The organism is Deltaproteobacteria bacterium, assembly GCA_016874775.1.
Lineage (GTDB): Bacteria > Desulfobacterota > Binatia > Bin18 > Bin18 > VGTJ01.
In genome coordinates, this window is sequence record VGTJ01000004.1 from 15,564 (window position 1) to 42,155 (window position 26,592).

The 26,592-nt window shown below is 53.3% G+C and carries 23 protein-coding genes and 1 pseudogene; 13 read left to right on the top strand and 11 right to left on the bottom strand.

The features are described 5' to 3' along the window. Positions 1-73: 73 nt before the first annotated feature. Positions 74-1,228 (top strand): amidohydrolase, encoded by a 1,155-nt coding sequence (locus FJ147_01170; GenBank protein ID MBM4254488.1) that lies wholly within the window; start codon positions 74-76, stop codon positions 1,226-1,228. A gap of 50 nt (positions 1,229-1,278) precedes the next feature. Here the strand turns inward: FJ147_01170 and FJ147_01175 are convergent, their stop codons facing one another. After that, complete coding sequence (locus FJ147_01175; GenBank protein ID MBM4254489.1) at positions 1,279-1,683, bottom strand: VOC family protein; 405 nt, start codon at positions 1,681-1,683, stop codon at positions 1,279-1,281. Positions 1,684-1,830: 147 nt separating this feature from the next. Between FJ147_01175 and gloB the strand changes: the two genes are divergently transcribed. From gloB to FJ147_01220, 9 genes and pseudogenes are all read left to right on the top strand, one after another. Next, a complete protein-coding gene (gloB, locus tag FJ147_01180) occupies positions 1,831-2,607 on the top strand; it encodes a hydroxyacylglutathione hydrolase (GenBank protein ID MBM4254490.1) in 777 nt (258 codons plus the stop codon). Positions 2,608-2,778: 171 nt separating this feature from the next. After that, positions 2,779-3,708 (top strand): LLM class flavin-dependent oxidoreductase, encoded by a 930-nt coding sequence (locus tag FJ147_01185; protein MBM4254491.1) that lies wholly within the window; start codon positions 2,779-2,781, stop codon positions 3,706-3,708. A 49-nt stretch (positions 3,709-3,757) separates the two neighbouring features. Then, complete coding sequence (locus tag FJ147_01190; GenBank protein ID MBM4254492.1) at positions 3,758-4,198, top strand: tetratricopeptide repeat protein; 441 nt, start codon at positions 3,758-3,760, stop codon at positions 4,196-4,198. 11 nt (positions 4,199-4,209) lie between these two features. Further along, positions 4,210-4,953, top strand: a complete 744-nt coding sequence (locus FJ147_01195) for a dienelactone hydrolase family protein (GenBank protein MBM4254493.1) — start codon at positions 4,210-4,212, stop codon at positions 4,951-4,953. An 81-nt stretch (positions 4,954-5,034) separates the two neighbouring features. Further along, a complete protein-coding gene (locus FJ147_01200) occupies positions 5,035-5,370 on the top strand; it encodes a DUF433 domain-containing protein (GenBank protein MBM4254494.1) in 336 nt (111 codons plus the stop codon). Then, positions 5,348-5,702 (top strand): annotated as a pseudogene (locus tag FJ147_01205) (hypothetical protein). Before FJ147_01200 ends, FJ147_01205 begins: the two are co-directional and overlap by 23 nt. A gap of 375 nt (positions 5,703-6,077) precedes the next feature. Continuing rightward, positions 6,078-6,290: a hypothetical protein gene (locus FJ147_01210; GenBank protein ID MBM4254495.1), complete on the top strand. Its 213-nt coding sequence runs from the start codon at positions 6,078-6,080 to the stop codon at positions 6,288-6,290. Positions 6,291-6,574: 284 nt separating this feature from the next. Next, positions 6,575-6,985 (top strand): hypothetical protein, encoded by a 411-nt coding sequence (locus FJ147_01215; GenBank protein MBM4254496.1) that lies wholly within the window; start codon positions 6,575-6,577, stop codon positions 6,983-6,985. Between the two features lie 160 nt (positions 6,986-7,145). After that, positions 7,146-7,565, top strand: coding sequence for a hypothetical protein (locus FJ147_01220; protein ID MBM4254497.1), 420 nt, complete (start codon positions 7,146-7,148; stop codon positions 7,563-7,565). Between the two features lie 284 nt (positions 7,566-7,849). Here FJ147_01220 and FJ147_01225 read toward each other — a convergent pair whose 3' ends face one another. From FJ147_01225 to FJ147_01250, 6 genes are all read right to left on the bottom strand, one after another. Continuing rightward, a complete protein-coding gene (locus FJ147_01225; protein ID MBM4254498.1) occupies positions 7,850-8,839 on the bottom strand; it encodes a nitronate monooxygenase in 990 nt (329 codons plus the stop codon). Positions 8,840-8,899: 60 nt separating this feature from the next. Continuing rightward, positions 8,900-9,880, bottom strand: coding sequence for a pyruvate dehydrogenase complex E1 component subunit beta (locus tag FJ147_01230; protein ID MBM4254499.1), 981 nt, complete (start codon positions 9,878-9,880; stop codon positions 8,900-8,902). Positions 9,881-9,988: 108 nt separating this feature from the next. Then, positions 9,989-11,002, bottom strand: a complete 1,014-nt coding sequence (gene pdhA / locus FJ147_01235; GenBank protein ID MBM4254500.1) for a pyruvate dehydrogenase (acetyl-transferring) E1 component subunit alpha — start codon at positions 11,000-11,002, stop codon at positions 9,989-9,991. 124 nt (positions 11,003-11,126) lie between these two features. Continuing rightward, positions 11,127-12,320, bottom strand: coding sequence for an acyl-CoA dehydrogenase (locus FJ147_01240; GenBank protein MBM4254501.1), 1,194 nt, complete (start codon positions 12,318-12,320; stop codon positions 11,127-11,129). A gap of 144 nt (positions 12,321-12,464) precedes the next feature. Then, positions 12,465-14,180, bottom strand: a complete 1,716-nt coding sequence (recN, locus tag FJ147_01245; GenBank protein ID MBM4254502.1) for a DNA repair protein RecN — start codon at positions 14,178-14,180, stop codon at positions 12,465-12,467. Positions 14,181-14,702: 522 nt separating this feature from the next. Next, a complete protein-coding gene (locus FJ147_01250; GenBank protein ID MBM4254503.1) occupies positions 14,703-17,498 on the bottom strand; it encodes a cyclic nucleotide-binding domain-containing protein in 2,796 nt (931 codons plus the stop codon). 438 nt (positions 17,499-17,936) lie between these two features. Here FJ147_01250 and FJ147_01255 point away from each other — a divergent pair, with 438 nt between their 5' ends. After that, positions 17,937-19,064, top strand: a complete 1,128-nt coding sequence (locus FJ147_01255) for a hypothetical protein (GenBank protein ID MBM4254504.1) — start codon at positions 17,937-17,939, stop codon at positions 19,062-19,064. A gap of 45 nt (positions 19,065-19,109) precedes the next feature. Continuing rightward, positions 19,110-20,021 carry a DUF58 domain-containing protein gene (locus tag FJ147_01260; GenBank protein MBM4254505.1) on the top strand — a complete coding sequence of 304 codons (912 nt, stop codon included), beginning with the start codon at positions 19,110-19,112 and terminating at the stop codon, positions 20,019-20,021. 83 nt (positions 20,022-20,104) lie between these two features. Here the strand turns inward: FJ147_01260 and FJ147_01265 are convergent, their stop codons facing one another. Next, positions 20,105-21,907: a methyl-accepting chemotaxis protein gene (locus FJ147_01265; GenBank protein ID MBM4254506.1), complete on the bottom strand. Its 1,803-nt coding sequence runs from the start codon at positions 21,905-21,907 to the stop codon at positions 20,105-20,107. 396 nt (positions 21,908-22,303) lie between these two features. On the opposite strand from FJ147_01265, the gene FJ147_01270 reads away from it, so the two are divergent. Next, on the top strand, positions 22,304-24,106 hold the full coding sequence (locus FJ147_01270; GenBank protein MBM4254507.1) for a hypothetical protein: 1,803 nt from the start codon (positions 22,304-22,306) through the stop codon (positions 24,104-24,106). 214 nt (positions 24,107-24,320) lie between these two features. On the opposite strand, the gene FJ147_01275 is transcribed toward FJ147_01270, so the two are convergent. The 3 genes from FJ147_01275 to FJ147_01285 all read right to left on the bottom strand — a co-directional run bounded on the left by FJ147_01275 (position 24,321) and on the right by FJ147_01285 (position 26,504). Next, positions 24,321-25,055: a hypothetical protein gene (locus FJ147_01275; protein MBM4254508.1), complete on the bottom strand. Its 735-nt coding sequence runs from the start codon at positions 25,053-25,055 to the stop codon at positions 24,321-24,323. Further along, positions 25,019-25,531 (bottom strand): hypothetical protein, encoded by a 513-nt coding sequence (locus FJ147_01280; GenBank protein ID MBM4254509.1) that lies wholly within the window; start codon positions 25,529-25,531, stop codon positions 25,019-25,021. The genes FJ147_01275 and FJ147_01280 overlap by 37 nt, the downstream gene beginning before the upstream one ends. Positions 25,532-25,898: 367 nt before the next feature. Further along, positions 25,899-26,504, bottom strand: coding sequence for a hypothetical protein (locus tag FJ147_01285; GenBank protein MBM4254510.1), 606 nt, complete (start codon positions 26,502-26,504; stop codon positions 25,899-25,901). Positions 26,505-26,592 lie beyond the last annotated feature (88 nt).

The window sequence follows — 26,592 nt, forward strand, 5'->3', positions numbered from 1 at the left end:
GAGAAGTCGCGGCTTGTCGCTGCGCTTTTCAGGGGCGAGCCATTTCTGCTATAGGAAGCACACCAGGGAGGAAATGCGCATGTTTAATCATCCGGTGATTTCTGCAGATGGACATATCGACTTGCCGTGGTTACCACCGACGTTGTTCACTGCCAATGCACCCGCCGCGCTCAAAGACAAAATGCCGAAAGTTGTTGAAAGTCCCGAGGGAAAATCATGGGTTGCCCATAACGGCGCGAATCTTGGGCTTGCGGGAGGAATGGGATCGGCAGGGCGTCAGTATGTTCCTGGCCAGATTTACCGGTCAGACCGGATGGCAGCCGAAGGGCTGTATGAAGATTACAAACGCGGCATTTTCCGCACGTCTGATCCCAAATATCGCTTGTTAGACCAAGACCGAGATGGGGTAGTCGGGGAAGTCCTCTACGGTATTCTCGGTGCCGCTTTCCGCTTACAAGATCCTGAAATCGTTGAGACTGTGGTCCGTATCTATAACGATTTTGCCGCGAATTTTGCCAAGGCTTGTCCTGAGCGTTTAGCGACGATTGCTTGTCTTCCGACTTTCTCTCCTGACAAAGCCGCCGATGAAGTGCGACGCTGCGCCAAGATGGGCATTAGAGGCGCTGAAATTCCGATCTCCCCAGGTATGATGCCGTTGTGGCATGAGAACTGGAATCCATTGTGGGAAGCTGCGCATGAGTGCCACATCCCGATTCACTTCCACACTATTGGTCCCAAGCAAGACATGAGTTGGTTGACCAACCATCGTTCGCGTCGTTTATGGCTCGCGACTCTACTCGCTGGTTTTCAGATGTCGATGGTTGAAGCGATGGCTGCGATTATTTACAGCGGCGCGCTCGAACGGTTGCCGAATCTCAAGATTGTCATCGGTGAAGCAGGCATTGGTTGGATTCCTTACGTGCTCGAACGGCTCGATTATGAATGGGAAGATCAATTCAAGGATCTCGATCTCAAAATGAAGCCCAGTGAGTATTGGTATCGCCAGATGTACGCAACCTACCAACAAGATCAGGCTGGTATCGATCAAATTGAGAAAGTTGGTGTGAACAACGTCATGTGGGGCTCAGACTTCCCGCACCCTGACGGCGTCTGGCCAGATTCGCAAGAATTCTTGCAAACGCAACTCGGACAACTCCCAGAAGCGACGCGACGAAAAGTCGTCTACGAAAACGTGGCGAAGTTGTATGGGTTTCCGATGAAGCAGTAACCGGGGCGTCGTGGGGCTACTGTAATGGTAGCCCCACTCTCTATATGAGTTTACTCCCCATAATATCGCGCTTCGATTTCATTCCCTTCAGGATCGCGAAAGTAAATCGACGTACCGTTCCCGCGTGCGCCCCAACGAGGGTGGGGACCATCGGTAGACACGCGATGGGTTTCGAGTCGTGCACAAAGTTTGCCCCATTCGCTTTTGTCTAGCGTCAGGCACAAGTGATTGAGGTTGCGTCGTGCGACTGAGCGGAGGTTGTTCTTTTCCCACATCGCTTTGGGGGCGATATCGATCAGCGTGTTTTCATTGATCCGGACGGAGGGAAAGAGCACTTTGCCTTGACGATATTCCTCGACGCGCTCTGGTGAGAGTTCAACGATATCAGTGTAAAACCGCACTAACGCTTCAACATCTTCGGCGTTCAGCACTATGTGATCCAAGATGCCTTGCATACTGTTCCTCCAGATCGATTATCGTGACGTTGTCTTAACTCACCACGGATGCTTCCCGCAACTCCGTTACGCGCTGCTTGACCCACGTCTGACCTCTCTTATACAGTACCCTCGCTTTTAGCGAATACAACATGAGAGGAGACGGTGATGAAAATCATTCCGATTCCTGTTTTAGCTGATAATTATGCGTACTTATTAATTGATGAAGCAACCAAAGAAGCCGGTGTGGTTGATCCGTCGGAGGCTGGGCCGGTAGCTGAGGCGGTCAAACGCGAGGGCGTGAAGTTTACTTCCATTATTAATACTCACCATCATTGGGACCATGTCGGTGGCAATGAAGAGTTGGTCAAAGAATTTCCCGGTCTCAAAGTCTATGGCCACAAGCGGGATAAAGACCGTACGCCAGCGATCACGAACATGGTTGATGAAGGCGATACGCTGCAGATCGGCAAACTCACGGCGCGTTTTCTCTTTATTCCATGTCATACCAGCGGTCACATCGCGCTGCATTTTCCGCAGGAGAAGGCGGTCTTTACCGGCGACACACTGTTCGTTGCGGGCTGTGGACGGCTATTTGAAGGCACCGCAGCCGACATGCACAGCAACATGGTGAAGCTCATGTCACTCCCTGATGACACGCGAGTCTATTGTGGGCATGAGTACACCGTCAAGAATCTTCAGTTTGCGTTAACCTTAGAGCCGCACAACGCCAAGCTCCAAGCCAAACTGCAATGGGCACAAGCGCAGCGGGCCAAGAATGTGCCGACGATTCCATCGACTGTTGCTGAAGAGAAAGATATCAACCCCTTCGTGCGCGTGAATAGCAGCGAGTTACAGGGGAACGTCAAAAAGCAATTCCCCGAGATTGCGCTTGATCCGGTCCTCGTGTTGGAGAAGACGAGGAATCTGAAGGATAAGTTCTAACCAAGAAAGGAGTCAGTGGGCAGCATTCAGTAGTCAGCGTGGAAAAAGAGTCGGAGGCGGGAAGACTCGGCGACAAGGCGTGTTGACTCACTGTTTCCCCGATTCTCCGGTTCTTCTTCAGTCTACTGACTACTGGCTACTGAATGCTGGCTACTTCTGCAGGAGAGAGTAATGCCTCAAGTAAAGTTCGGCATCGGCCTTCCCAACGGTTTCCCGCGGAGTGAAGTGAATGCGACGGAGTATCTGGAAGTCGCTCTCAAAGCTGAAGAGTATGGCTATGACTCGGTCTGGGGTGGAGATCACATTGTGTTCCATATCCCACGCTTTGAGATCTTCACGACGTTGGCAGCAGTAGCGGCACGTACGAGCCGTATTAAGGTTGGCCCTGCGGTGTTGTTGTTGCCGTTGCGCAACCCGGTACATGTGGCGCAGACCGTCGCGACGTTGGATCATATTTCGGGTGGTCGATTCATCTTCGGTGTCGGCGTTGGCGGCGAACATCCGAAAGAGTTCATGGCGTCTGGCGTTCCTGTGAAAGAACGCGGAGCCCGGACCAATGAGGGTTTAGAAGTGCTGCGTCTATTGTGGACCGGCGAGCCGATCGCATTTCAGGGCAAGTATTATCGCTTTGATTCGATTGCCATGCAGCCAACACCATTGCAGCAGCCACATCCACCGATTTGGGTTGGTGGGCGCAGTGAAGGTGCTTTGCGACGGACCGTGAAATTTGGCCAAGCGTGGGCACCGGCGTTTGTGACACCAGAACGATTTCTGCAAGGACGAACGCGACTCGATGAGCTGTGCCGTGAAGGGGGTCGTGATCCCAAAGATGTACAGTCTGCGGTCTACTGTTTTGCGAATGTTGGCACGAGTCGCACAGCCGCGTGGGAGGAAACTGGCGCGTTTTTGAGCAGCAACTACAACATGGCAGCTAAGCCGTTTGAGCGCCTCGCTATCCACGGCACTCCAGAGGATTGTATCGCGCACACTCGTCGCTTTATCGACGCTGGGGCTGAATACATTGTTCTGCGCTTTGCCAGCCCGAACCCCGTGCAGCAACTCAAACGCTGGACAGAAGAGGTGATGCCGGGGCTGCGATGAGACTGATGAGTGTTGCGTGGAACGTGAAACTTGGAATCTAGGACGGTAAATGAATCGTAGAGTATCTTTCTACTGGCTACTGGCTACTGGCTACTGGCTACTTTTTCCTGCCTGTACACTTTTCGACAACACCAAGCTCGAACAACAGAAAGTACAGATCGAACGTCTCAGGCAAGAAAGCGCGCAGCTCAGGGCTGAAGCTGATGCGTTACAACACGAGCGTGAGACAGAAGAGAAAGAACGGGCCAATTGTAACAAAGCCTTTTCTTCCTTTGATGCAGCACGGAAAGCGACCAATGACGATGATGCGATTGCGCGCTATCGAGAAGGGCTCGACCTCTGCCCGAGTGATGAGGTGGCGCACAACGAGTTAGGAGAAGTGTATACTCGCGCAGGGCGATCTGACGATGCGCGTAGAGAGTTTGAAGCGGCCTTGACGCTCAATCCGAATTTTGCTCGTGCGCAGAAGAATCTGGATGCGTTACGGTAGGGAGAAAATTCATGGTTGTGACCACTGACTACGTGGACATCCCGGCTGAGAAAACGGTGATGCGTACCTTCGTTGCTGCGCCCAGAGTTGCGGGCCGTTACCCAGGGATTCTTTGTTATTCGGACATTTTTCAGTTGACCGGGCCAATGTTACGATCGTGTGTCCGCCTAGCCAGTTATGGATTTGTGGTAGCAGCCGCGGAAATTTATCATCGCACAGAGCCAGCAGGCGCGGTGATTCCCTTCGATGATGCCGGACGCACCCGCGGTTTAGATAACGCGACGAAAACTTTGGCTGCAGAATTTGATCGGGATTGTCGGACTGCGCTGGATTATCTCGCTCAACACCCTGCAGTGGCACCAGGAAGAATTGGCGCTGCAGGATTCTGTTTCGGTGGGCACTTGGCATTTCGTGCGGCACTCCAACCAGAGGTCAAAGCAACGGTGTGTTTCTATGGCACTGGCATCCATAACGGCAAGTTAGGTAAAGATGCCGATGCCGGATCACTGCAACGAGCCAACGAAATCCGCGGTAAACTCTTGCTGGTATGGGGAACACTTGATCCCCACATTCCAGCAGAAGGGCGTGCTACTATTGCAGCCGCATTGCAAGCGAGTGGTACAGCATTTTCACAACGACTCTATACGGCAGCGCATGCCTTCATGCGCGACGAAGGCCCGCGCTACGATCCCGAGGCGACTGACCAAGCTTTCATGGAGATGGTCGTGTTGTACCGCGGGGTGTTTGCGGTGTAGCTTTCTGCTCGATTTCAGTTAGTGCTGCATGTTCTCACTTCAGTTTCTATGTTAGGAGTTAGCAGCGAGGAGTCTACGGATATGAGCAAAGAATACGTCTCTCAAATCGACGGAGCCTATCGCCTCACTGGAACGCGAGTGTCCCTTGACTCTATTGTGTATGCTTTTCTTGATGGGCAAACCGCAGAGAGTATCGCGCAATCGTTTCCAGTGCTCACGCTTGAGCAAGTCTATGGGGCGATTGCCTTCTATCTCGGGCATCGCACCGAAATCGACGCATACCTAAAACAAGGGGAAGCAGACTTCGAGACCCTTCGCCAAGCCGCGCGGGCGGCAGATCCGATGTTTTATCAAAAGCTCGCGGACGCAAAGCGTCAACGTCAGGGCACGGCTCATGAAGATACGGTTTCAAGCTGACGCCGATCTCAATCAAATCACTGTATTGGCGACGACTCGTCGAGAACCTAGTCTCGACTTCCTGACAGCAAATGCAGCAGACCTAGCAGGTCGGAAAGATCCAGAGGTTTTAGCTATAGCAGCGAGAGAGGGACGAGTGCTTGTGTCGCATGATCAGAAAACCATGCCACGGCACTTTGCAGAATTTATCGTTCACACCTCTTGTCCCGGTGTGCTTATCGTCCCACAACACTTGTCTATTGATTGCCACCGTTGTTGAGGATCTCTTCCTCATCTGGTTTCTTACTGAGGCTGAGGAGTGGATAAATCGTATTCGCTATTTGCCTTCATAGAGTGGGGTGCAAATGCGTAACTGAGCAGCGGTTAGATAAAACAGAAAGTTAGAATAGGTTTTAATGGTTGCTTCTTGTGTCCTTCTCTGCCCCGGTCTTGCTATGTTTCTTCCTTCTCCTGCATAATTTACGAGAGGGACAATCATGAGAGCTGCGAATCCGAAAGTCAAAATCGAACGCCCTGAGCGTGAACAGATCAGCCGAGAAGAAGCCTTGAATCGAGTTAAAGCGTTTCCCAAACGCAAAGAGAAGCTCATTGGCGCTATTAGAAAAGATACGCATTGAGCTTTTCATTCCGGATCTGCCGGATCCTTTTACGGTCGTCTCTTGGAGGAGTTAGGCGATGAATTAAGCTATACCTTCGGCGGTTGCACCGTGACTTCCACACAAGGCAAGTATCGTTCGACTGCTGGCTCTATCTTGCCTGACAAGATCAATATCCTTTTCACCGATACGCCCTTCTTGTGGGAGAAGGATCGGCTCTTACTTGAGCAATATACCACGGCCTTACAGCAGGTCGTGCAACAGGTTCTTAGGAATGAAGAGACCATTCTGATCTCTGTATATCCTGTTTATCACATCGAGTAGTGAGCTATGACGTCCCACCATGTATGTTTACTTCCTGTTTCTCTCTTCTTATGCTGGTCACTGGTTTCTCGCCTATATCCTCGCTCTCCCTGCTGCGTAAGATGCAGGAGTATAGCGGGAGTATAGGTTGTATTGGTATCGCCACGAGCCGTGCCGTAGGCGCCGTTGAGAAAACGATAATGCGTCTAAGAGTCTGGGAGTCTAGGAGTCTGAGCGTCTCGGAGTCAATGAAAAGTGTAGGCCGGAATAAGCGCAGCGTTTCCGGCAGAGATTTGAGGGAGCACGTGGCCACGATCGTTTTTGCTGCACTCTGCTTTTTCCTATGTGCGACCGGACAAACGTTTGCGCAAGGAATATCTCCAGACGTTCGCCCAACTCCCTTAGTCCGACTGACTGGAGTCTTAGAGCTCGTCAAAGAAGCCCCACCCTCAGCATTCCCAGTGCTCAGAGTATGGATCGATGAACGCCCACACGTCTTTCGCGTGTCGCACGTAGAAGCCGTCTTTTCCGCCTATCGGGCACAAGAGCAAATCCGTCGTGTTCCTGGGTTAGGACTACGTTTCCTTGCAGAAAAAAAAGAGCTGCGGTTACTGCAAGCACCAGAGATGCACGATCGCCCAATTGTGATTGAAGGCTGGCTGCAACCAAAGAGAGGGATCTTACGAGTACGGTCAGTAAAAGCGACTGAGCCATGAGTTGAGACTCTGGCTGGTATGATACGCATTGCCTTTGCTTGGCTCCTTGGCGAACAGCAGATCCCTGTCTGCTACCAGCAATCCTCACTTTGACGTATCAAGCCTCGACGTAGGCCGGAATAAGCGCAGCGTTTCCGGCTGTATGCTGAGGAAGAACGTCATGCCACACCCATGTACTCTGGCCGAAGTCGCTCGTCGCCGTAATGCTGGAGAAGACTTCAGTTTCCTGTTGCGTGAGTTCCTCGACGAGTTTTACGGAGCGTTACAGCAAGGCGGTGATGCAGCTGCTTGTCTTGTCGACGACCCGCCAGAGGTATCAGATAGCAGAGAACACGCCTCGCTTGGAGCAATTGGTGAGCATCTCGCTCGTCGGTGGAACTTGCCGATTCCATCGTGGACAGAACAGCCCGCACGATTTCTGCGTCGTCCCTACTTCACAACGACCATCGAAGGGTTCAAAGCACTACTCTTGGCCGAAAGCCCGATCGCATTTCGGCGGCGATTAATTTTCACTGAGACAGAACCCTTGCCTCGCGCGCGGATGCCAAAGGATCCTCGTACTAGTAGTCAGTCACACTGAATTTGAGGGTCGATTTCGTCATGCCCGCGCAGGCGGACATCCAGGATCTTCAAGCAGGGGCCGCGACTTAACCTCCCTGGATTCCCGCTTTCGCGGGAATGACGCCACTACGTTTACCCCTCAGAATCAGCATGACTGACTACTAGTCCCCCTTCTTCTTCGGCTCACTAGCGAGTGCTTCCTTGCCTCTGGCGCTTCGTAATGACACGCACGCACGCTACTGTTTGTCAGAGTTTGGAACCCGTGTTTGAACGATATTCACAAACTTTCTGTGACTGACTTCTTTAGGGCCGCAATAACCGTTCCGTCTGCGCCTGAGCATCTTGATACTCCTGCCACGTCTGCTCAATAAGAGCAGTAGCCCTTTGAACCTGAGTGACGCCTGAGACCGAATGGCCAGCGCTCCAGATGTCTTTATAGCGACGTGGACCGGGACGTAACGCTTCGTGACTAAAGTTCTTTGCTGCTTCCTCAGCAGACGCGCGTGCGGGGAGAGTGGCTGGATCGAGCCCCGCAGCAATGATCGATGGCTTGAGCATGTTGGTATCCAGGCCGGTAAACGCTTGTGTCAACAAAACATCATCCATGCTCGATGCGACGAGCATTTGCTTATACTCGGAGACTGCAAGACTTTCCTCTGTCGCAATGAACTTTGTCCCCATGTACGCCAAATCACAGCCCATCACTTCTGCTGCCCATAGCGCATACCCATCTGAGATGCCACCAGCGAGAATAATCGGGCCGTTATACGTCTGACGCACAGCGCGCACGAAGGCGAGGGGATTCATCCAGCCGGTTTGGCCACCTGCACCGGCGGTGAGGAGCACAAGGCCATCGACTCCTGCGGCAAGCGCTTTCTCAGCATGTCGTAAGGTCGCAACATCGGCAAATACCAGGCAGCCGATGTCATGCAACGGACTGATCACCTCTGCAGGTGACCCAACACTGGTAATCACCATCTCAATACGATGCTGAACTAAACAAGCGAGTTCAGCTTTCATTTCTGTCCGTTTGATAATCAGGTTAGGGCAGAATGGTGCTGGTGGTTGTTCAGGATGCGTTTCAGCCGCAGTGTGGAGCGCAGACTCGATTTGCTGCAACCATGCTTGTAGCCCTTCAATTGTGCGAGCGTTGGCGACGGGAAACGCGCCGGTCACGCCACTTGTACATGCCGCGATCACTAAGTCTGGTCCTGATACGGACAACATCGGCGCAGCGATTAACGGTAGCCGTAAACGGCTTGTGATATTGTTGGGGAGGCGAGTTGTTAGCATGAAGAATTCGGGACAATACACTCAAGTTGCTAGGGAATCCCGATCGCGAGGAGGGCCTCCCTATGGTCGATACAGCACACCTTTAACGGCATTGATCACTTTCTCGACATTAGGAAACACTAACTGTTCGAGGTTCTTAGCGTACGGCATGGGCACGTCTTCACCTGTTACTCGTGTGACTGGTGCATCGAGGTAATCAAACGCTCCGGTCATGATGCGATGTGAAATTTCAGCTCCTGCCCCAGCAAAGGGCCAGCCTTCTTCGACGATCACACAGCGACTGGTTTTCTTCACTGAGCGGAGAATGAGTGTTTCATCGAGTGGGCGGATCGTGCGTGGGTCGATGATTTCGACTTCGACGCCTGATTTCGCCAGTTCAGCCGCCGCATCTAGTGCGACTTGCACCATCTTCGACCACGCGACGATCGTCACATCTTTGCCTTCGCGCTTGACGTCGCCTTTGCCGAGCGGGATGGTGTACTCTTCTTCCGGCACCTGGCCTTTACGACCATAGAGTAACTCGCCTTCAATGAAAACGATTGGGTTCTCATCGCGAATGGCGGTTTTGAGGAGTCCCTTGGCATCGTACGGTGTAGCCGGTGCGACAACTTTCAAACCCGGAACGTATGCGTACAAGCTCTCCACTGCTTGTGAGTGTTGCGCGGCAAGCTGGTGCGCCGCACCGCCGGGGCCACGGAAGACGATCGGCAACGAAAGTTGCCCGCCTGACATATAGCGTAACTTAGCCGCGTTATTGACGAGTTGATCATAAGCACACAACGAGAAGTTCCAGGTCATGAACTCAATGATCGGGCGCAAACCAACCATCGCTGCCCCAATACCGATGCCAGCAAAACCAGTCTCGGCAATCGGTGTATCCACGACGCGACGCTCACCGAAACGATCGAGCATACCTTCCGAAACTTTGTACGCGCCGTTGTAATGGCCGACCTCTTCACCCATCAAAAACACGCGCTCGTCGCGCTCCATTTCCTCACTCATGGCTTCACGAAGGGCTTCACGGTAGGTTATCTCTCGCATAGTAGTATCCTATGGAAAATAGTAGTCAGTAGTCAGTAGTCAGTAGGAGAATCCTTGACCTGAGACCTGAGTCTCTCCTCTCAATCCACAATCTACAATCCGCAATCGTTACGCTCGTGCCCGCCGTGGTAGCGGAACGACTTTCTCCGACTCGCCTGCGTGTGGTGTTTCGGTGTAGACGTCATCGAACAGTGTCGCTGGATCAGGAACTGGAGATTCATCAGCAAACTTTACCGCAGCGGCTACGTCTTGTTTGGCTTGCTCGTCGATGGCTTTAAGCTGGGCTTCGTTAGCGATGCCCAACTCATAGATCCGATCAGCGAGGATGCGAATCGGATCTCGTTTCATCCACTCTTCGACTTCTTCTTTGGTACGATACTTGGCTGGGTCGGACATCGAATGGCCACGGAAACGATAGGTCTTGGCTTCGACGAGGATCGGGAGACTCTCGGCTCGCGCGCGCTTTGCTGCACGACGAACAACATCACGAACTTCCAGGACATCGTCTCCGTTCACAATCTCTTGCGCCATCGGATAGCCTTTGGCGCGGACAGCAATGTCTTCAACTGCCAGCGTACGATACAACGGCGTGCCCATTGAATAGAGGTTGTTCTCGCAGATGAAAATCACTGGCAGTTTCCACAGTGACGCAAGCGCCATCCCTTCGTGAAACGCTCCCATGTTGGCGGTGCCTTCACCAAAGAAACACAACGTTACATCGGGCTCCCCGCGATACTTCGACGCGAAAGCAATACCTGCAGCAATTGGTACATGACCACCAACGATGGCATGGCCACCCATGAAGCGCTTGCTGGTATCGAAAAAGTGCATTGACCCGCCCCGACCTTTTGCGCAACCGGTTGCCTTAGCGAACAGCTCAGCCATTGCTGCATTCATATCGCCGACGCGTGCCAGGTAATGGGCATGTTCACGATACGTGGCAAGGATATAGTCGGTTGGTTCGACTGCAGAGATTGCGCCAACGGCGACCGCTTCTTCGCCGTTATACAGATGGAGGAACCCACCGATCTTACCGCGCGTGTATTGCCGCGCGCATTCTTCCTCAAAGCGGCGAATGCGAATCATGTCACGATACAACGAAATCATTAAGTCTCTGTCCATTTTTACTCCTATACGGAGAATGAAAAATGTAGAATGAAAAATGAAAAATGAGAAAAACAAAGAGGGAAACTTGTTCCCATCTTTGATAATTTTTCATTCTACATTTTTAATTTTTCATTCTTCTTCATCGCCCTTTCGGCATCCTCAAAACACGTTCCGCAATGATATTGCGCTGTATCTCTGACGTACCGGCTTCGATGGTATTCGCACGCGAGCGCATGAAGTGATGCTGCCAGCGTCCGCCTTCGACTGCCCACGGCGATTCTCGTGTCAGTTGATTGTATGGGCCTTCCAGCATCATTGCGGTTTCTTGCATACGTTGATTGAGTTCACTCCACCACAGTTTAAGAATCGACCCTTCTGGTCCCGGTGTTCCACCACGCAACAACCGGGTAAAATTACGATAGCAGCTATATTTCAAAATCTCGACATCAATGAGATGCTGCGCTAGCTGCTGACGGACTACGGGGTCTCTCGTTGCCTCGCGACCATTCACCGACGACTGCTTCGCCAGCCCGACCAGATTCTCATAGAGAATGCGAAACCGAGCCTGCGTACCAAACGACGCCGTACCACGTTCGTTCATCAACGTGGTCAATGCAACACCCCAGCCATTGTTCAGCTCGCCGACTAAATTGGCCCGCGGTACTCGGACGTCTTCAAAGAAAATCTCGTTGAACTCGGACTCACCGGTCATTTGCCGCAATGGGCGTACGGTAATGCCTGGGCTTTTCGTATCGACAAGAATATACGAAATGCCACGATGCTTGGGCGCGTCAGGATCAGTACGAACCAGCAACATGCACCAATCGGCGACATGCGCCAGCGTGGTCCACACTTTTTGTCCGTTGACGATAAACTCATCCCCATGTAGTTCCGCTTTGGTGCGAATCGAAGCGACATCAGAGCCAGAGCCTGGTTCGGAGAAGCCTTGGCACCAGATTTCGTCACAGTTAAGGATTTTTTGCAGGTGGCGCTTTTTCTGTTCTTCTGTGCCATGCACGATGATCGTTGGTCCAGCCATGCTGAGCCCCAGCACGTTGAGCGGGCCTGGTGCTTCTACTTTGGCCATCTCTTCGTTGAAGATGGCCATTTCGATCATCGACGCGCCACGGCCGCCGTACTCTTTCGGCCAGGACAAGCCGACATAGCCGCCATCGTACATCTTGCGTTGCCAGTCGCGTAGAAACGCCAGCCGCCCTTCGCCCTTTGGTGCTTTGTATGAGGGTGTTCCCCAACCTTCGGGGAGATTGGTTTTCAACCACTGACGCAGTTCTTGACGGAATTGTTCTTCTTCGGGTGAGAACGAAAAGTCCATGCGACCCCCTTTTTCTGTTTTAGTGCCTAAGGGAGGGGAAATACAAGCGGTCGAGTGAACAACTCTAGAAACGGAGAATCGGGGATTTTGACGTTCTTTTTCTCTCCGACTCTCCCCGTCTCCGATTCTCCGTTTCTAGAGTTGTCATCCCCGCCGTGCTCCCTCCAACATTTCTTTCGCATGCCGCCGGGCTTCAGCGCTAATTTCGACGCCACCAAGCATGCGGGAAATTTCTTGTAACTGCTCACTTTGGGTCAGCTTTTTTGTTGACGATGTGGTCCGTCCACGAGTCGTGGCTTTGACGACGGTATAGGCATGGTCGGCGAAGGCAGCAATCTGCGGCAGATGAGTGATACATAACACCTGACGCTGTTTGGCGAGACTTTTGAGGCGACGACCGACAACTTCGGCGATGGCACCACCAATGCCAGCATCGACTTCGTCAAAGATCAGGGTCGGTGCTTCTCCTGCAGCCGCGCTCAACGCTTTCAACGCCAGCATCAGGCGCGACAATTCGCCGCCAGAGGCGACCTGTACCAACGGACGTAGTGGCTCGCCGACATTGGCAGAGAGGTAAAATTCGACCTGATCACAACCTGTTGCATGCAGACGTTGACTGCCTCGGTTAAACGGGGTTCCGTTTTGTTCACTATCTTCATCGTCAGACGCTTCCAGAAAGCGCACGCTGAAGGTGGCACCTTTCATGCCGAGTTTGGCCAACTCCTTTTTCATGTTGGCTTCAAGGGTCTGTGCGGAGGCTCGACGCCGCTGTGAAAGCTCTCGCGCACACGCCCATGCCGCCGTTGCTGCTTTCTCGATCTCTTGTCGCAATTCACTCAATGTTTCTTCGCCGCCTTCGAGCTGCTGGAGTTCTTTCGTCACTGATTCATACAACGCGAGTGCTGCCTCAATACTGCCACCGTATTTGTGTTTCAGACGCGAGAGCAGAGTCAACCGGGCATCGACTTCTTCTAAGCGATCTGGATTGAGACGAACACGGGCGCCGTATTTGTGCAGTGCCCGAGCCGCTTCTTCAACTTGTGCAACACTACTCTCGACCAATGCGACAATCTCGTCGAGGCTCGTATCGATACGGGCTAACTCACGCAGTCGCGTCAGTAACCGCCCCAGACGATCAGTGACCGCTTCTTCTCCACCGACCAGCAGTTCTTCTCCTGCACTCACTCCTTGTGCCAGTTTTTCTGCATTCACCAGTAGCAATTTTTCTTGTCGAAGGTTGTCATCCTCCCCGACCTGCAGTTCCGCACGTTTGATTTCTTCAGCCTGGAACCGGAGCAACTCGCGTCGTGCCTGGGCTGCCTCTTTACCTTGAGTCAACGCCTGCAATCGGGACCACAGTTGGCGCAGTGTAGAATAACGCGCCTCCATATCACGTAATTGCGATACATGATTGGCGAAGCCATCGAGCAGCCCTAACGCTGCTTCTGCTTCGAGCAACACTTGTTGTTCATGTTGACCGTAGATATGCATGAGGCGTTCGCCGAGTTGGCGCAGAACGGCAACCGTTGCGACGGCACCGTTGAGATATACGCGCCCACGCCCATTCTGAGTGATGATGCGCCGTACCAGGAGTTCGTCGTCGTTGGTATAGCCGCTTTCTTCTACGAGACGAGCGATCCGTTCGTCATCAATGGCAAAGACAGCTTCGACACTCGCTTCTTGCGCTTCATGACGGATGAGGTCGGCGGTTGCGCGACTACCAACGACGAGTCCCAGCGCTTGCATGAGGAGACTTTTGCCTGCGCCGGTTTCTCCAGTGATGACATTGAAGCCTTCGTCGAACGAAACTTCGAGATCATCGATCAGTGCGAGGTTTTTGATGTGGAGGTGACGGAGCATAGAAACCGCAACTATAGAAACGTGACAATGAAATGTGGTGCCAGACGTACAGGTTCCTTCCCCCAGTCATGGGGGAAGGTCAGGAAGGGGGTGACGACAGAGGCAGCAAAATACTGATCTACGCCTTCGACCCCCATCCTAGCCTTCCCTCTTAACAGGGGGAAGGAACTCTACATTGGAATCCTCATCTGGGTGCGTTTTCTCTAGAGTGTTGGCGTCGTTCAACGCGGCAAACAGATCTCTGAAGTCGGGGTTCACTGCCATCCTTCCCTCGCCACGCCTGCATTTCTACTACCATGTCCCAGACCAGTGCTAGGCGCTCATGCGGGGAAACAGTCCGCCAGAATTCTCTATCGCAATCACCGTCATCTTGATGCAAGCGGATGACACGGGTCATTCCTTGCTGACGCTGTAATCGCCTATCCATGTCGGTATTCCTCATGATTCCTGGCTATTGTACTCTTTCTTCCCAGTTCTCCAATCCTCATTGCTTTTTCTCCTTTCCTGGGCTTCCCTTCCTTTCTACTGTCTTGGTGCCGTCGGTCGCTGCGCATCTTGCAAGCGTGTACTAAGAATCTTGGCTAAATTGAGAAAAATCTTGGCACCGATGCGTGGATAGCGCTGCTGCATGCGATTCAGAAATCGCTCGTTCACCGCCAGGACCTCGACCTCATCCGTGGCGACGACATCTGCTGTACGGACATGATCATCAATCAGCGCCATTTCGCCGAGCACGTCGCCCCGTTGTAGCGTACGTACCCGTTTCGCTTGGGTCGTCGGGTTAATGATAACGTCTGCACCACCACTTAAGAGCAGATACATTTCCTTGCCAGTGTCGCCGGTGCGGATAATGTGTTGCCCTTTGGGAAACTTTTTCAGTTCCCCCATAAGTGTGACGATCCGCGCCTGGAGTGGTCGTAACCCGTCAAACAACTGTATCGTCTTATGGGGATCCTGGCCAAGTTTGAGATTGAGCAAATCCCACACTGTAATGATACGCGTAGTCGCCAGGAGCGCAGGTAAGAGCAACAACTCACCCACGACCCCGATCACGATTGTCGCGGCTGACAGCAAGCCGAATTCTTGGATGGGGACGAAACCCGAGGTGCCAAGGGTGAGAAATCCCAACAGCAATAGTCCAGAATAATAAAGCGCAGGTTTTCCCGCCGTCGATAAGGTTTCGCTGAGGGCCTCTCCTTCTTTGTCAGTATTCCGAACTTCCGAACTTAACCGACACATGATGTGCAGGGTGTCATCAACGGCTAACCCCAGGGCAATTGACGCAATAATATTCGTCCCGAAGTTGAGCGCGATGCCGGTAATGCCCATCAGTCCGAAGAAGATCACGATGGGAAAAAGGTTGGGAATCATGGCGATCACTCCGACCCGCGCCGAGAGAAACATTGCTGCCATAAGGATGAAAATCACCACTGCGGTGAGGGTTAAACTTTGCACTTGCCCGCTGACAATATCACCAGTAGTTTTTGTCAAAAGAATGATGCTGCCAGTTGGACGGGCTTTGAGTTCTGGAGGAAGGATCTCCGCAGCGAGGGTTCGAATCTTTTCGGTCGTTGCCGCGATGTCATTTGACCGTGAAAGTGACGTCCGTACCAGAATGTTGGTGCGCGAGAATTCCTTGTTCACCACGAGGGCAAAACTTTTTGGTCGCCCGGTGAGGAGCTGCATCACTCCTTTCAGTTGTTCGGGGTTGTCGAGAAAGGTTGTTTTGGGGCCTGAAGGTTGTGTCGATGGTTCAACGACTTCTCCATCAGGAGAGACCTCGATGCTGCCACCTCCCTCTTGTACGCCACGATCGATAAGCAAGCAGTAATCGACAAAAGATACCGTCTTGTCGACTCCTGGTAGCGCATCAATGGCCTCTTGCAACGTACGTATGCGTCGTAGCGTTTCCCACTGCTTCATCACATCCTGGGTTGTTCCATCGATAACGACATTGAACGCCATGCTCCCGGCGAGGTTCCGACTCACCATATCGGTAGCTTGGCGAATAGGGTCTGAGGAGCGAAAGAACGACTGAAAATCGGAGTTCACTTCAACTTTGGGAATATAGTACGCCGCAAGGAGAGTGATCAGTGTACAGACAGTGATAATCGTGCGTCGTTGTCGGATGACAGCATTCGTCAGTCCCTGCAACTTCGCACTGAGGCCGGAAGCAGAAGTGTCGAAGTGTCGACTGGGGAGGCGGAGCAAAGCCAGCAGTGCCGGTACTAGGACTAACGAGAAGACGAACGCCAGCGTGATACCGAGCGACGCATAGATACCCATATCGCGAATGCTGACGATCGGATTGAGCGTTTGTGAGAAAAACCCGAGCACGGTGGTGAGTGCGGCCATGAGCGCGGGCGTGTTGATCGTTTGTAATGTCTCCAACACGACATCTTTGGGCGAGCGGTCTGGGCGTGCCAGCTCGTAATACTCAGCGACCACATGGAGCGAGTAGGCGACGCCGATTACCAACACTAAGGGAGGCAGGGCGATACTGCCCAGACTCAGGGCGTCCCCTCGCAGAACCATGATCCCAAGGGTCCAAATGAGGCTCACGATTACCGTCAGAGTCGGGAGCAACACGCCACGCAACGAGCGGAAACAAAAGAAGAGGACGAGAACAATAAACAGCAACATCAGCGGGACAAAGCGTAGCAAGTCACGCTGCATGACCTTTGTGGAATACACCTTAAAGTGCGGCAGGCCGGTGTAGTACCACCGTTCCGAGCGCTGCTCTTGTGTTGCGGTGGCGTTTTCCCGGTCGACAATGTTCTGGATTGCGTCATCAACGCCACGGCGCATGAACTCGTCGCTGGTCATTTCAGCGAAGAAGATATTGATTGCGGCTGCGCGCCCGTCGGGAGCCACGAGATTTTTGAGGTACACCGGACGGTCCGCGAGGGTGGCTTGCAGTGCCGCTGCCGCGGCTGGAGTTGCCGGGACTTGCGGCATGAGCAATGGCGGGTCGGTAACATCGACGACCGGGTCCACTGCGTTGGCGAGACTGAGAGCACTAGCGACGCCATCGACTTTTTCGATTTCTTTAGTGAGGCGCTGGATCTTTTGTAATACCTCTGGGGCATAGATGTTGTCGGCGACAACTGCCATGACACCGACTTCGTCATTGCCGAAGAGTTCTCGGACTTCGGCATAGTACTGATTATCCGGGTCATTCTCAGGCAGCAGCCGTTCGACAGAGCCATCCAGTCGGATATGCTGAGCGTGATAGGCAAAGAAACAAGTCAACACAAAGATAACCGCCAGGACGAGCCAAGATTTGTCTACAACCAGACGGAAGATCCGCTGCATCATGCCTCCCTGCTATTCTGTGAAGTGGAGTCTCTCCAACCTGACTATCTGTTATAGCAAGCTAGACTAAAAGGGAAAATGGCAGAAACAGGAGGCAACCGGTGAAAAAAGGCGTGAATAGGGAACTGTCCACCTGCGAGATTCTTCGGTGTTCCCCTTCTCAGGGCGACAACCCCTTGAAATTCGTATGCTTGTACCGAGACGCTAACCTCCAGCCTCGCAATCCAACCACCCGAGATTGGTACACGTGGGATTGTCACCGGCGAGGCCGTCGCGTGCGCCATGCGCACGGGAATCAAAGCTAGCAAGCGCATCGTGCGCACAGCGCACGCCACCCCAACTGTCCGAATGTTCCGTGACCCGATTGCGCCCCAAAGTCCCCACTGGCTTGACCGCGCGGCATACAGTACGCTAAGCCAGAAATAGAGGTGTTGCGAACGCGTGGCGGACCTTGGTGGACTCAATCAGCTCATTTGGAGTATGGGGCTAAAGTTCCGTGCTGCTTTAGCCAAACAACCTCATTCGACCTCGAACCACCCACTTCATAATCAGGCCGTGACTTTAGCGACGACGCATCTCTTTCTCGCTCTGCCAGATGCCGTCCGTCGTACGCTGAAACGAACTACGCCTGAAGCCATTGCCCAGCGCGGGAAAAGCGTGGGCTCGGCTGTGTCCCCACTGGCAATCTGGCTCTTGGGGTATCACTTTTTGGTTGGTCGGGAGATTCTCATTGACTTTGGTCAAGTGTCAGCCAGTGCACACGCGGACGATATTGCTTTAGTGCTTGATTTCTGGCGTCGGCTAGCATTTGCCCATCGTGGCGACGGTCGCTTGGATAATAGTGATGCCGGTGCGACGAATGATTTCTTACCGCCGACGACCGTCCAGCAATTGTATGAAGTGCTTGTGCCGGTCGACCCTATGATTCGCTCTCGCTTGTCTCAGTTTCTCTCGGCGTTCGATGACTACAGCATTCGCGTGCATGCTGGAGCACGAGTTGGCAGTGCTGATTCAGGTCCCTATCCGTTAAACGTCGAACGAGTCCTGGTGGTGAGGGATTGTTGTGATCTCAAAGGGACGTACTATCCGTGGCGGGATACTGTGAGCGATGTGCCATACCGTACCTGCGCTCTGGCAATGACATTCGATGCTGAAGACTTTCAAACGCTTGAGATCACGGACCGTGGGGAGTTGCAGACTGTCCCGCCAGCGTATCCAGCGTACATACGAGAGGTCGCTTTTCTCGCGGGGAAAGATGGCGCCGGTCAGGTGCTCCCCATTACGGAAATGGAGTGGCTGACGCGCAGTATGAAAAAAGTCCAGCCGAAACTTGAGAACTGGCTCAGTCGCCGCATGCGCCATGAACAAATTGTTGCGTGTGCGTTGCCCTGGGTTGTGGCACCACTTGCGCTGTTGTCAGCAGATGAAGGATATCGTGCTGGGGAGCTGGCGCCGTTAGCACTCCAACTCTTGCCGATGTATGAAGCGGATGTCACGATTGCTGCACGATGGCGAACGCATCGTTGCCTGACGCCTGGGAGTACGAGTGCGTTTGTGCCAGTCATGTAGCGTTGCCGTTCCCTCCCATCCTCCCGGCTGCTAAGCTCGCTACGCATGGCCGAAAAAAAGAGTGTGCTTCCCTCCCGTTTTACTCCCCAGTTTCTTGCTGGCCTTGAGACGCTGCGGATCCGTGCGCGCCGCCAGTACCTTGGCAACCGCCCGGGCAGTCACTTATCGCCGCATCGTGGCGCAGGCCTTGAGTTTGCAGATTACCGTCACTACACACCAGGTGACGATCTCCGCTATATCGATTGGAAACTCTACAGTCGGACTGATCGTGTCTACATAAAGTTGTTTCAGGAAGAAGAAGAACTCTATACGTCGTTGTTCCTCGATCTGAGTGCCTCGATGGCATGCCCTGCCGTGAGTGGCAAGTATGAAGCAGCGCGTGATTTGGCGCTGGCTTTAGCGTACGTTGTCCTTGCCAACGATGATGCAGTGAAACTGCACGTGCTCAGTACTCAGACAGGGGCACAAGCGACGCCGTTCTTTCGCGGACGTCCGCGGATGTTTGATATCGCGGCGTTTCTCCAGGCTCGGAGCCCAGGGGGGAAAGTTGAAGCGCCTGTTGCGCTCGCCCGGCACCTCCAGACTGTGCATCGCCCTGGGAAAGCGATCTGGCTCTCTGATTTTTTGTTCCCTTCGAGCACGTATCAAACTGGGCTCAACCTGTTACGCGCAGCCAATTTTGATATTGCTGTCATCCAGGTCCTCAGTGCAGAAGAAGTTGATCCACCGGTGCAAGCCGGAGGTGTCAACGTGGTAGATAGTGAAAGTGGCGAGTCGGTGTTAGTGCGATTTGACGCGGAAGCGAAGAAGGAATATCTCCGGCGACTCGACGCTCACAATCGCGCTCTCCGTAGCTTTTGTCATCAGACCGGAGTCCATCACGCATTGTTGACGACGGCTCAGGATCTGCAAGCGTTCGTCTTACGCGAGTTGCCCACGTTAGGTTTGTTGGTGTGATTGCCACTGACAACGAACGCAAAGATGCGTGCCACTGCTGGCTTGTCAGACAGTGCACCCCTTCTCAGGTCGAGTGGTCGGAGTCAGGAGGGCAACGCTGTGGCAGGAGGGGGTTCTGTCACGTGTTCTTCACTTGCGGGCAGAACAAATTGTTCGACTAACGTAGCGAGTACCCGTCCAACATTTTGCAAATTTTGCGCAGCGGCTTGCACCTGCCGAATCCCGTCTGCGTTTTGTAAACTCGCATGTTTGATCTCGTGCATGGCGGTCGTGACTTGCGCTAGTCCGATGAGTTGTTGTTGACTGGAAGCGGCAATCTGCGTCATGGCTTGAGCGGACTCAGTCACATTCTGTGCGAGTGCATGAATCGATTCCCCAGCTTGGAGCGACCGCTGTGCACCCAGATCTGCAGAGAGAGAGCCTTGCCGCGTGACTCCGACTGCGAGGGCCGCCGCTCGACGAATGTTGGTTAATATCTGTTGTACCTGTGCCGTCGCGTGTTTGGACCGTTCGGCGAGACCCCGTACCTCTTGAGCGACGACACGGAACCCTTTTCCTGCGTCACCAGCTTTTGCCGCTTCGATAGCGGCATTGATCGCCAAAAGATTCGACTGGTCTGCCAAGATATTGACCGTTGTGATAATGCTATCGATCATCTCTGTTTGTGAACCGAGTTCGGCGACGCCGTTGGCAATCACTTCCATCTGCTCTCGGACGTGATGCATGCCGCTGATCGCTTCACTGACCGAGTCCTGCCCGTCTTGAGAGACTTGTAGCGTGTGTTTGCTGCCTTCTGCAACGGTTTGCGCTTTTTGATTGGAGACGTCTGCGGTTTGCCTTACCTGCTCGATCGTTGTAGCGGTTTGGGCGACCGAAGTTGCGGTCTCGGTAGTAGTAGCCCCTAACTCCTGCATTGATGAAACAATCCTCTCAATGGCAGACGCTAAGACGCGAGTGCTGTGCTGCATCTGGCCACTCATCTCTCGGAGCGTCCCGATCATCCGCACGAAACTATGCGAGAGCACATCATGTTCAGAGTGCGCAGATACGTGGATAGCCAGATTTCCCTTACTGATGGCATCGGCAGCGCTCGCCATGGTCCGGAAATAAAGGATGAGTGCCCGGAATGCCGCGGCCAGATCGCCAATCTCGTCGCGCGACTCGTGTGGGACATGCTGTTCGACGTTGCCATACGCAATATGAGTTGCGACCCTGGTCAGGTCGAGTAACGGCTTTGTCACCGAGCGGGCGAGGAAGAATCCCAGCGCGAAAGTCAGGAGTAGCGAAAAAAAGAAAATGCCTTGCGCTGTCCGTTTTGCAGAAGTGGCAATCAGTTCACTCCGTGCCTTAATCGCCGAGACTTCTACCTCAAGCCTATCATCTAACATCGCTAAACTGGCGCGCAATTGGAGAGACTGTTGTTCAAGTTCCTCCAGTGCGGCCCGTGCTTCTCGTCTTTGGCCATTGACAGCCTGTGCGACGACCTCTTCCGTTTTGGCAACGTATTTCTCCAACGGCGGTTGTACGAGAGTGAGTGTGTGGGTGACCTCAGCAGATAATGGCAGCGTCAGTAGCTCGGTGAGATGAACGGTAACCGAATCTACGGCCCCCCGCAGTTCCGTTTGAAGATGTTGCTTGTTTTCTGCGTCGAGCTGTTCCGCTAAGAGGACGGCGCGGGAAGCGATGGCTCGTAACTCATCGTGAGCCATATCGATCTGCAACATGTCTTGGGCTGCCGTAAAATAGAGTTGATGTTGCGCACTGTTATTGTTGACACGTTCAATCCCCTGGTGGCCGACGAGTCCAACTGCTCCGAGCGCAAAGAGGAGCACGATAGCGAAGAGCTGGAGTTTTTCCCGGATCGGAATGTTTTTCAGTCTTGGCATGCGTGTTTTCACCTGAGGGAGAGATGGTGCTCCGTCATCCTCTGTACGCCGCTGCAATTGTTTGTCAGACCGATTCGACCTTCCAGTGTTTCGATACCTCGGAAGAACTGCGTAATGAGCAGTGATAATGGAAACGCTTCATTCATATGGCCCACCCCTGGCGAGATCGAGGGAACAGATTCACACCTGGTGCGATGGCTTTAATGTCACGTTCGTGCCCCAGTCTCTTGTCCTTTGTGTCATCGACGTATAGGAGCGAACCTTTACCTCTACTGGAGAAACTCCGAATGGGTCTGCCATGGGGAAAGCGCTAAACACGGGAAAATTGGAGACGCTGCTGATGAGGCCATTGCTCGATGCCGTGTTCGGCTCTATCAAGACAAGGAGAGCGAACGTATGGATTTCTCCTTTCTTTCCCCGTCGGCATGGCAATGGCTGTATGCTCTTCCCTTGCTGTTCATACCGTATCTCTTTCGGGAACGTGCACAGCGGTTAGTGGTACCTGCAGTGTTCCTCTATCAAGGTCTTCCGCCAGCGGCACAACGCCGATTGTGGGGAAGGCTGCGACTTTCACCGCTCTTTTTCTTCCAACTGTTATTGTTGTTGCTGTTGATTGCTGCTGCAGCGCAGCCATTTCTGCATCAGCGAGGTGAGAAAGTCGCAATTGTGCTTGATACCTCAGCGAGCATGCAAGCTCATTCTTCGGCGACGAGCAGTAGCGTGTTTGCAGTGGCGCAACAACAGGCGCTCGATACCATTGCTTCTCTCTCGAGCGAAGATACCGTCAGCTTTTTTGTGACTACGCCTTTTCCAACCTTGATTGCGACGTCAAGTGAGACAACTTCCCGAGTCCACGAACAAGCGGCAGCGGTAACGGTGACAGACATGCCAGATGTGAGCGATGAGGTCCTCTCGGCATTCTTCTCTCAACTCTTGAAAGAGCAACATTTTCAGCGCGTTGTCTTCTTTACTGACCGCCCGCTAGCGATAGCGCGAGAGATCGATGCCCTTACTGTACACACTATTGGTTCGGTGCAGGCCAATGTCTCCGTCGCAGCGTTTCACGTCGATCGCAGCCCCTTTGCTCCCGATGATGTCTCAGCAACGATAACGATTGCTGGACTTGAACGGGGGATGAGCGGAAGTGTCAATCTTGAAGATGCAGAGTCCGGGAAAGTCTTGCTCTCTCAACCCCTGATGAAACACGAACGATCGGAGATTTCCTTTGCACGCGTGCCGCTAGCGACGACGTACCGTGCACGGTTGTTGGTGGACGATGGATTGGCGGTCGACAACGAAGCCTATGTGGTCCTCCCGTCGTTGCGGACCATTCCTCTCTTGTTAGTTTCTCCCGCTGCTCATGTCGTGAACAGCCTCAATCAAATTCCCAATCTACGCGTTGAACGTGTTCCACCGGCAGAATACACGCCTGAGCGTGCTGCTGGGTTCCCGCTGATTCTGTTCCATTTGGTGATTCCGGAAACACTGCCAGCAACGAATGCCGCATTTGTCTTTCCACCAGAAGGGAATGCCTTGTTCCCTCTGGGAAAAGCTGCTCGGCGACCACAGGTGACCCAGTGGGCCTCAGCTCATCCTTTGACCAGTTATGTGACGTTCTCATTGTTAACGCCATCATATGGGCAGGCGTTGCTCCCTGTTGGGTGGTGTACGCCGATTGTGAGCGGTACAGTGGGAACGCTTGTGCTTGCGGGTGAACGAGATGGATATCGCTATGCAGCGGTGGGGTTTGACTTGCTGCCATACCTGGGGAAGCAAAATCTTCCGACCTCGATTTTTACCCTTAATCTCTTGGGCTGGTTGGCTGCGCGTGCTGGACTGCCGCTGGATTTGCATACAGGATCATCGCTGCAGGTCAGTAATGCCGAAACGCAGATTCGCATGGCGGACGGAGAACGCGTGCTGCCAGTCGGGAATGCCGCGCTTTTCGCAAAACAAGGTGTGTACACGATTGTCGAGAATGGGCGCGAGCGGCAGATTGCGGTGAACCTGAGCAGTGCTGAGGAGTCGCGACTCGGGCGTCCGCTCCAGGTCGCTTCCTTGGCTGCACCCACTCCGCTCTCCCTGGAAAAAACCGGCAAACCTTTGTGGCCGTGGCTCCTGCTCGGCGTGGTGTGCTTGCTGATGATCGAGTGGTGGTGGGCAATGCGACAGCCGACGAGAATGTCTGCGAACCCATGAAGTAAGGGTATCGTTGCCGATGTTCTGTCTCCGCCTGATCTCACTTCTCCAAGTGTCTTTCTTCAGGTGATTTCCGAAAAAGAGGCTCCCTGAGATGTCGATGTTCTGCTGATAGGGGCAGGCACAGCCTGCCCTACCCAGAGCCAGCAAAGACACGGAGGGCGGGCTGTGCCCGCCACCAGAGACTGCGGGATATTTTTTCCAAGAAATCGCCTTAGTTCTTTGCTGCATCCCAGCGCAGTTCGATAGAAAGGAACCACGGTGTGGCAGCGGAGTCTGGGTTTTCAATCTGCCGGAGCGAGAGCTGAAGTTGTGGCGCACGCTGGTCGGCGACGAGAGAGTCTTGCGAGATGAAATATCGTAGCTCCTCATTCTGATCCTTTGTGTACCACTCACTCAGAGTGCTTTGTGAAAGATGCCAACTTTGCAATAAGGCTGTGGCCTTCGCAAACGCGTCGGCTTTGGTGTACGCCTGAGAAATAATCAACAGACGCTGGACCGTCTGGTCCTTTCCCGTAGTCCACACGGTACGAACGGTATCCGAGATAACGCGGTCATGTGGCAACAATAGCTGTAGCTCGATGTTTCCTTCGAAAGAACATGTGTCAAAATACTTTGTTGTGCCACACGCATTCTCCTTGATGCGCGTGAAGGCGTCAAAACGAGCCCCATCGCGAAAATCAAGAGTGAGGGCAATCGGGGTGTGGGCCTGATAGTACGCAGACGCGAAGCCGTATGCGACGACTCCTAGCAGCAGTATCCCGAGGATACCCACGAGCCCAGACACCCCGAGGGCAATACGCCGCAGCCAGTTCGCACGTATTTGTCGTCTACTAAGAAAGAGCCCAAGCCCACCGATGACGATGAGTGCCAGTGCGAAAGCAAAGATCCGCAACGCAACGGTAAGGGCATTCAGAACGGCTTGACCTTGCAGCACGGCGTCGAGCATGCAGATAGCTCCTCATTGACTATTCTCTCGCGGAATCCACCATGACGTGTATTTTCCACCACTGATGGACTCGACAATCGCCTCCATCGGATCAGTCCGATCACGGAGTTGTCGACCCGGCAGTTCGATACGTCCGTTACGAACCGTGAAACGATAGATACCGTACGATTGTCCTGCCAGGTCACCCACACTTCATAGCGATAGTAGCCGTCTCCTGTCGCCGCATGCGGCAACCACTGTACGGGCTCGCCCTGGGTCTGCATATCCACCACAAAATGATCTGCCGGGTCGACAATCTTCACGGTCATACTCATGACTTGGGGTACCTTCCCAGGTTCAATGTGGACCAGGTTCGGGGTAATCCGTACGACTGCGGGTGGACCCTCGGCTTGGCTCGGGGAAACGATGCCGAGCAAACTCAGGAGCACATTTGTTATGAGTAACACACTGCGATGTACGTACCAGTGAGACCGCATCAAGGTTCCTCCTTTTTGGCTTGTCTAGTCACGCAAGACAGGCAGCCTGTACTCTATAGGCGTAAGAAAGAGTGGAGCAGTTGTTCCTCAGGAGCAAAAAAAGGGGGGAAGAAAAAAAATTCTACGGAATCCATGACGCTGTTAAAACGTAGCGTGGTCAATCTCAGGTGCCTCACAGAGATGAGGAAAGTCCTCGTAACCTCTCGAAAGAGAGGAGCGCTTGCGTGCCTCCCCTGAGCAGTACAAAAGACCGGCAAACCGCTGTGGCCGTGGCTGCCCTTTGTGACGCTCGGCTTGCTATTGATCGACTGGTGGCGAACAATGCGACCGTCGGCCAGAGTCACGGCAAGAATATGAAGGCGTAACGCTACCTGTTCGGGAGGAGCCCCAATTCCTTCGAGTCTTCTGAGGTGCCACCGGTATACTCATCGGGTTCTTCTGGGTGTCCGTGTTCGTCCCAATTTTTCCAGATGCCGACCTCTTTACCATTCTCGAAATGGCCTTGTGTAGAGAGTTGACCATTCTCGTGAAAGTCTTGCCAGAGACCGTGTTGCTTGCCGTACCGGTACTCTCCACGTGAAAATAGCCACCCTTCATTCGCGAAAAACTCCTCTGTTGGACCGTGCTTGACCCACGTCGTGCCGTCGGCAGCGAGCACTCGTTGATAACGACTGGTGACAACGCCTTTTCGCGTACGCTCCTCGACTCGTTGCATTCGGTGAGACTGATTGTCGTCAAGAACCACGGCTGACTCGCTTAAGACAATCGGCTCGGGATCCCGTGCGCTGCCTCGGATACGCCGCACCATCTGCCAGAGCACGGCGAATAAAGCACCACCGATGCAGACGATCGCGATATCTGTCGCACCGTCAATGGCTTCTTTTCCGAAGAGGAGTGGAACGAGTGTGAACGACAAGATTCCGACAACGAATAGGCTGAGAACGAACCTCTGCCAGAAAATGATGAACTCCACAGGGACCTCCTTACCTTTCCGCGAATAGGGAGTTATTGAGAACACCGATGACTGTCGTAAGGGCAGATCGGCACAACAGCTTCTAAGT

Excerpts from the sequence above, each read along its gene's own strand:
- FJ147_01230 (MBM4254499.1), bottom strand. The coding sequence starts at position 9,880 with ATGCGAGAGATAACCTACCGTGAAGCCCTTCGTGAAGCCATGAGTGAG.
- FJ147_01275 (MBM4254508.1), bottom strand. The coding sequence starts at position 25,055 with ATGCTCGACGCCGTGCTGCAAGGTCAAGCCGTTCTGAATGCCCTTACC.
- FJ147_01220 (MBM4254497.1), top strand. The coding sequence starts at position 7,146 with ATGCCACACCCATGTACTCTGGCCGAAGTCGCTCGTCGCCGTAATGCT.
- FJ147_01265 (MBM4254506.1), bottom strand. The coding sequence starts at position 21,907 with ATGCCAAGACTGAAAAACATTCCGATCCGGGAAAAACTCCAGCTCTTC.
- FJ147_01250 (MBM4254503.1), bottom strand. The coding sequence starts at position 17,498 with ATGATGCAGCGGATCTTCCGTCTGGTTGTAGACAAATCTTGGCTCGTC.
- FJ147_01175 (MBM4254489.1), bottom strand. The coding sequence starts at position 1,683 with ATGCAAGGCATCTTGGATCACATAGTGCTGAACGCCGAAGATGTTGAA.
- FJ147_01260 (MBM4254505.1), top strand. The coding sequence starts at position 19,110 with ATGGCCGAAAAAAAGAGTGTGCTTCCCTCCCGTTTTACTCCCCAGTTT.
- FJ147_01190 (MBM4254492.1), top strand. The coding sequence starts at position 3,758 with ATGAATCGTAGAGTATCTTTCTACTGGCTACTGGCTACTGGCTACTGG.
- pdhA (MBM4254500.1), bottom strand. The coding sequence starts at position 11,002 with ATGGACAGAGACTTAATGATTTCGTTGTATCGTGACATGATTCGCATT.
- FJ147_01170 (MBM4254488.1), top strand. The coding sequence starts at position 74 with ATGCGCATGTTTAATCATCCGGTGATTTCTGCAGATGGACATATCGAC.
- FJ147_01200 (MBM4254494.1), top strand. The coding sequence starts at position 5,035 with ATGAGCAAAGAATACGTCTCTCAAATCGACGGAGCCTATCGCCTCACT.
- recN (MBM4254502.1), bottom strand. The coding sequence starts at position 14,180 with ATGCTCCGTCACCTCCACATCAAAAACCTCGCACTGATCGATGATCTC.
- FJ147_01185 (MBM4254491.1), top strand. The coding sequence starts at position 2,779 with ATGCCTCAAGTAAAGTTCGGCATCGGCCTTCCCAACGGTTTCCCGCGG.
- FJ147_01280 (MBM4254509.1), bottom strand. The coding sequence starts at position 25,531 with ATGCGGTCTCACTGGTACGTACATCGCAGTGTGTTACTCATAACAAAT.
- FJ147_01225 (MBM4254498.1), bottom strand. The coding sequence starts at position 8,839 with ATGCTAACAACTCGCCTCCCCAACAATATCACAAGCCGTTTACGGCTA.
- FJ147_01195 (MBM4254493.1), top strand. The coding sequence starts at position 4,210 with ATGGTTGTGACCACTGACTACGTGGACATCCCGGCTGAGAAAACGGTG.
- gloB (MBM4254490.1), top strand. The coding sequence starts at position 1,831 with ATGAAAATCATTCCGATTCCTGTTTTAGCTGATAATTATGCGTACTTA.
- FJ147_01270 (MBM4254507.1), top strand. The coding sequence starts at position 22,304 with ATGGATTTCTCCTTTCTTTCCCCGTCGGCATGGCAATGGCTGTATGCT.
- FJ147_01240 (MBM4254501.1), bottom strand. The coding sequence starts at position 12,320 with ATGGACTTTTCGTTCTCACCCGAAGAAGAACAATTCCGTCAAGAACTG.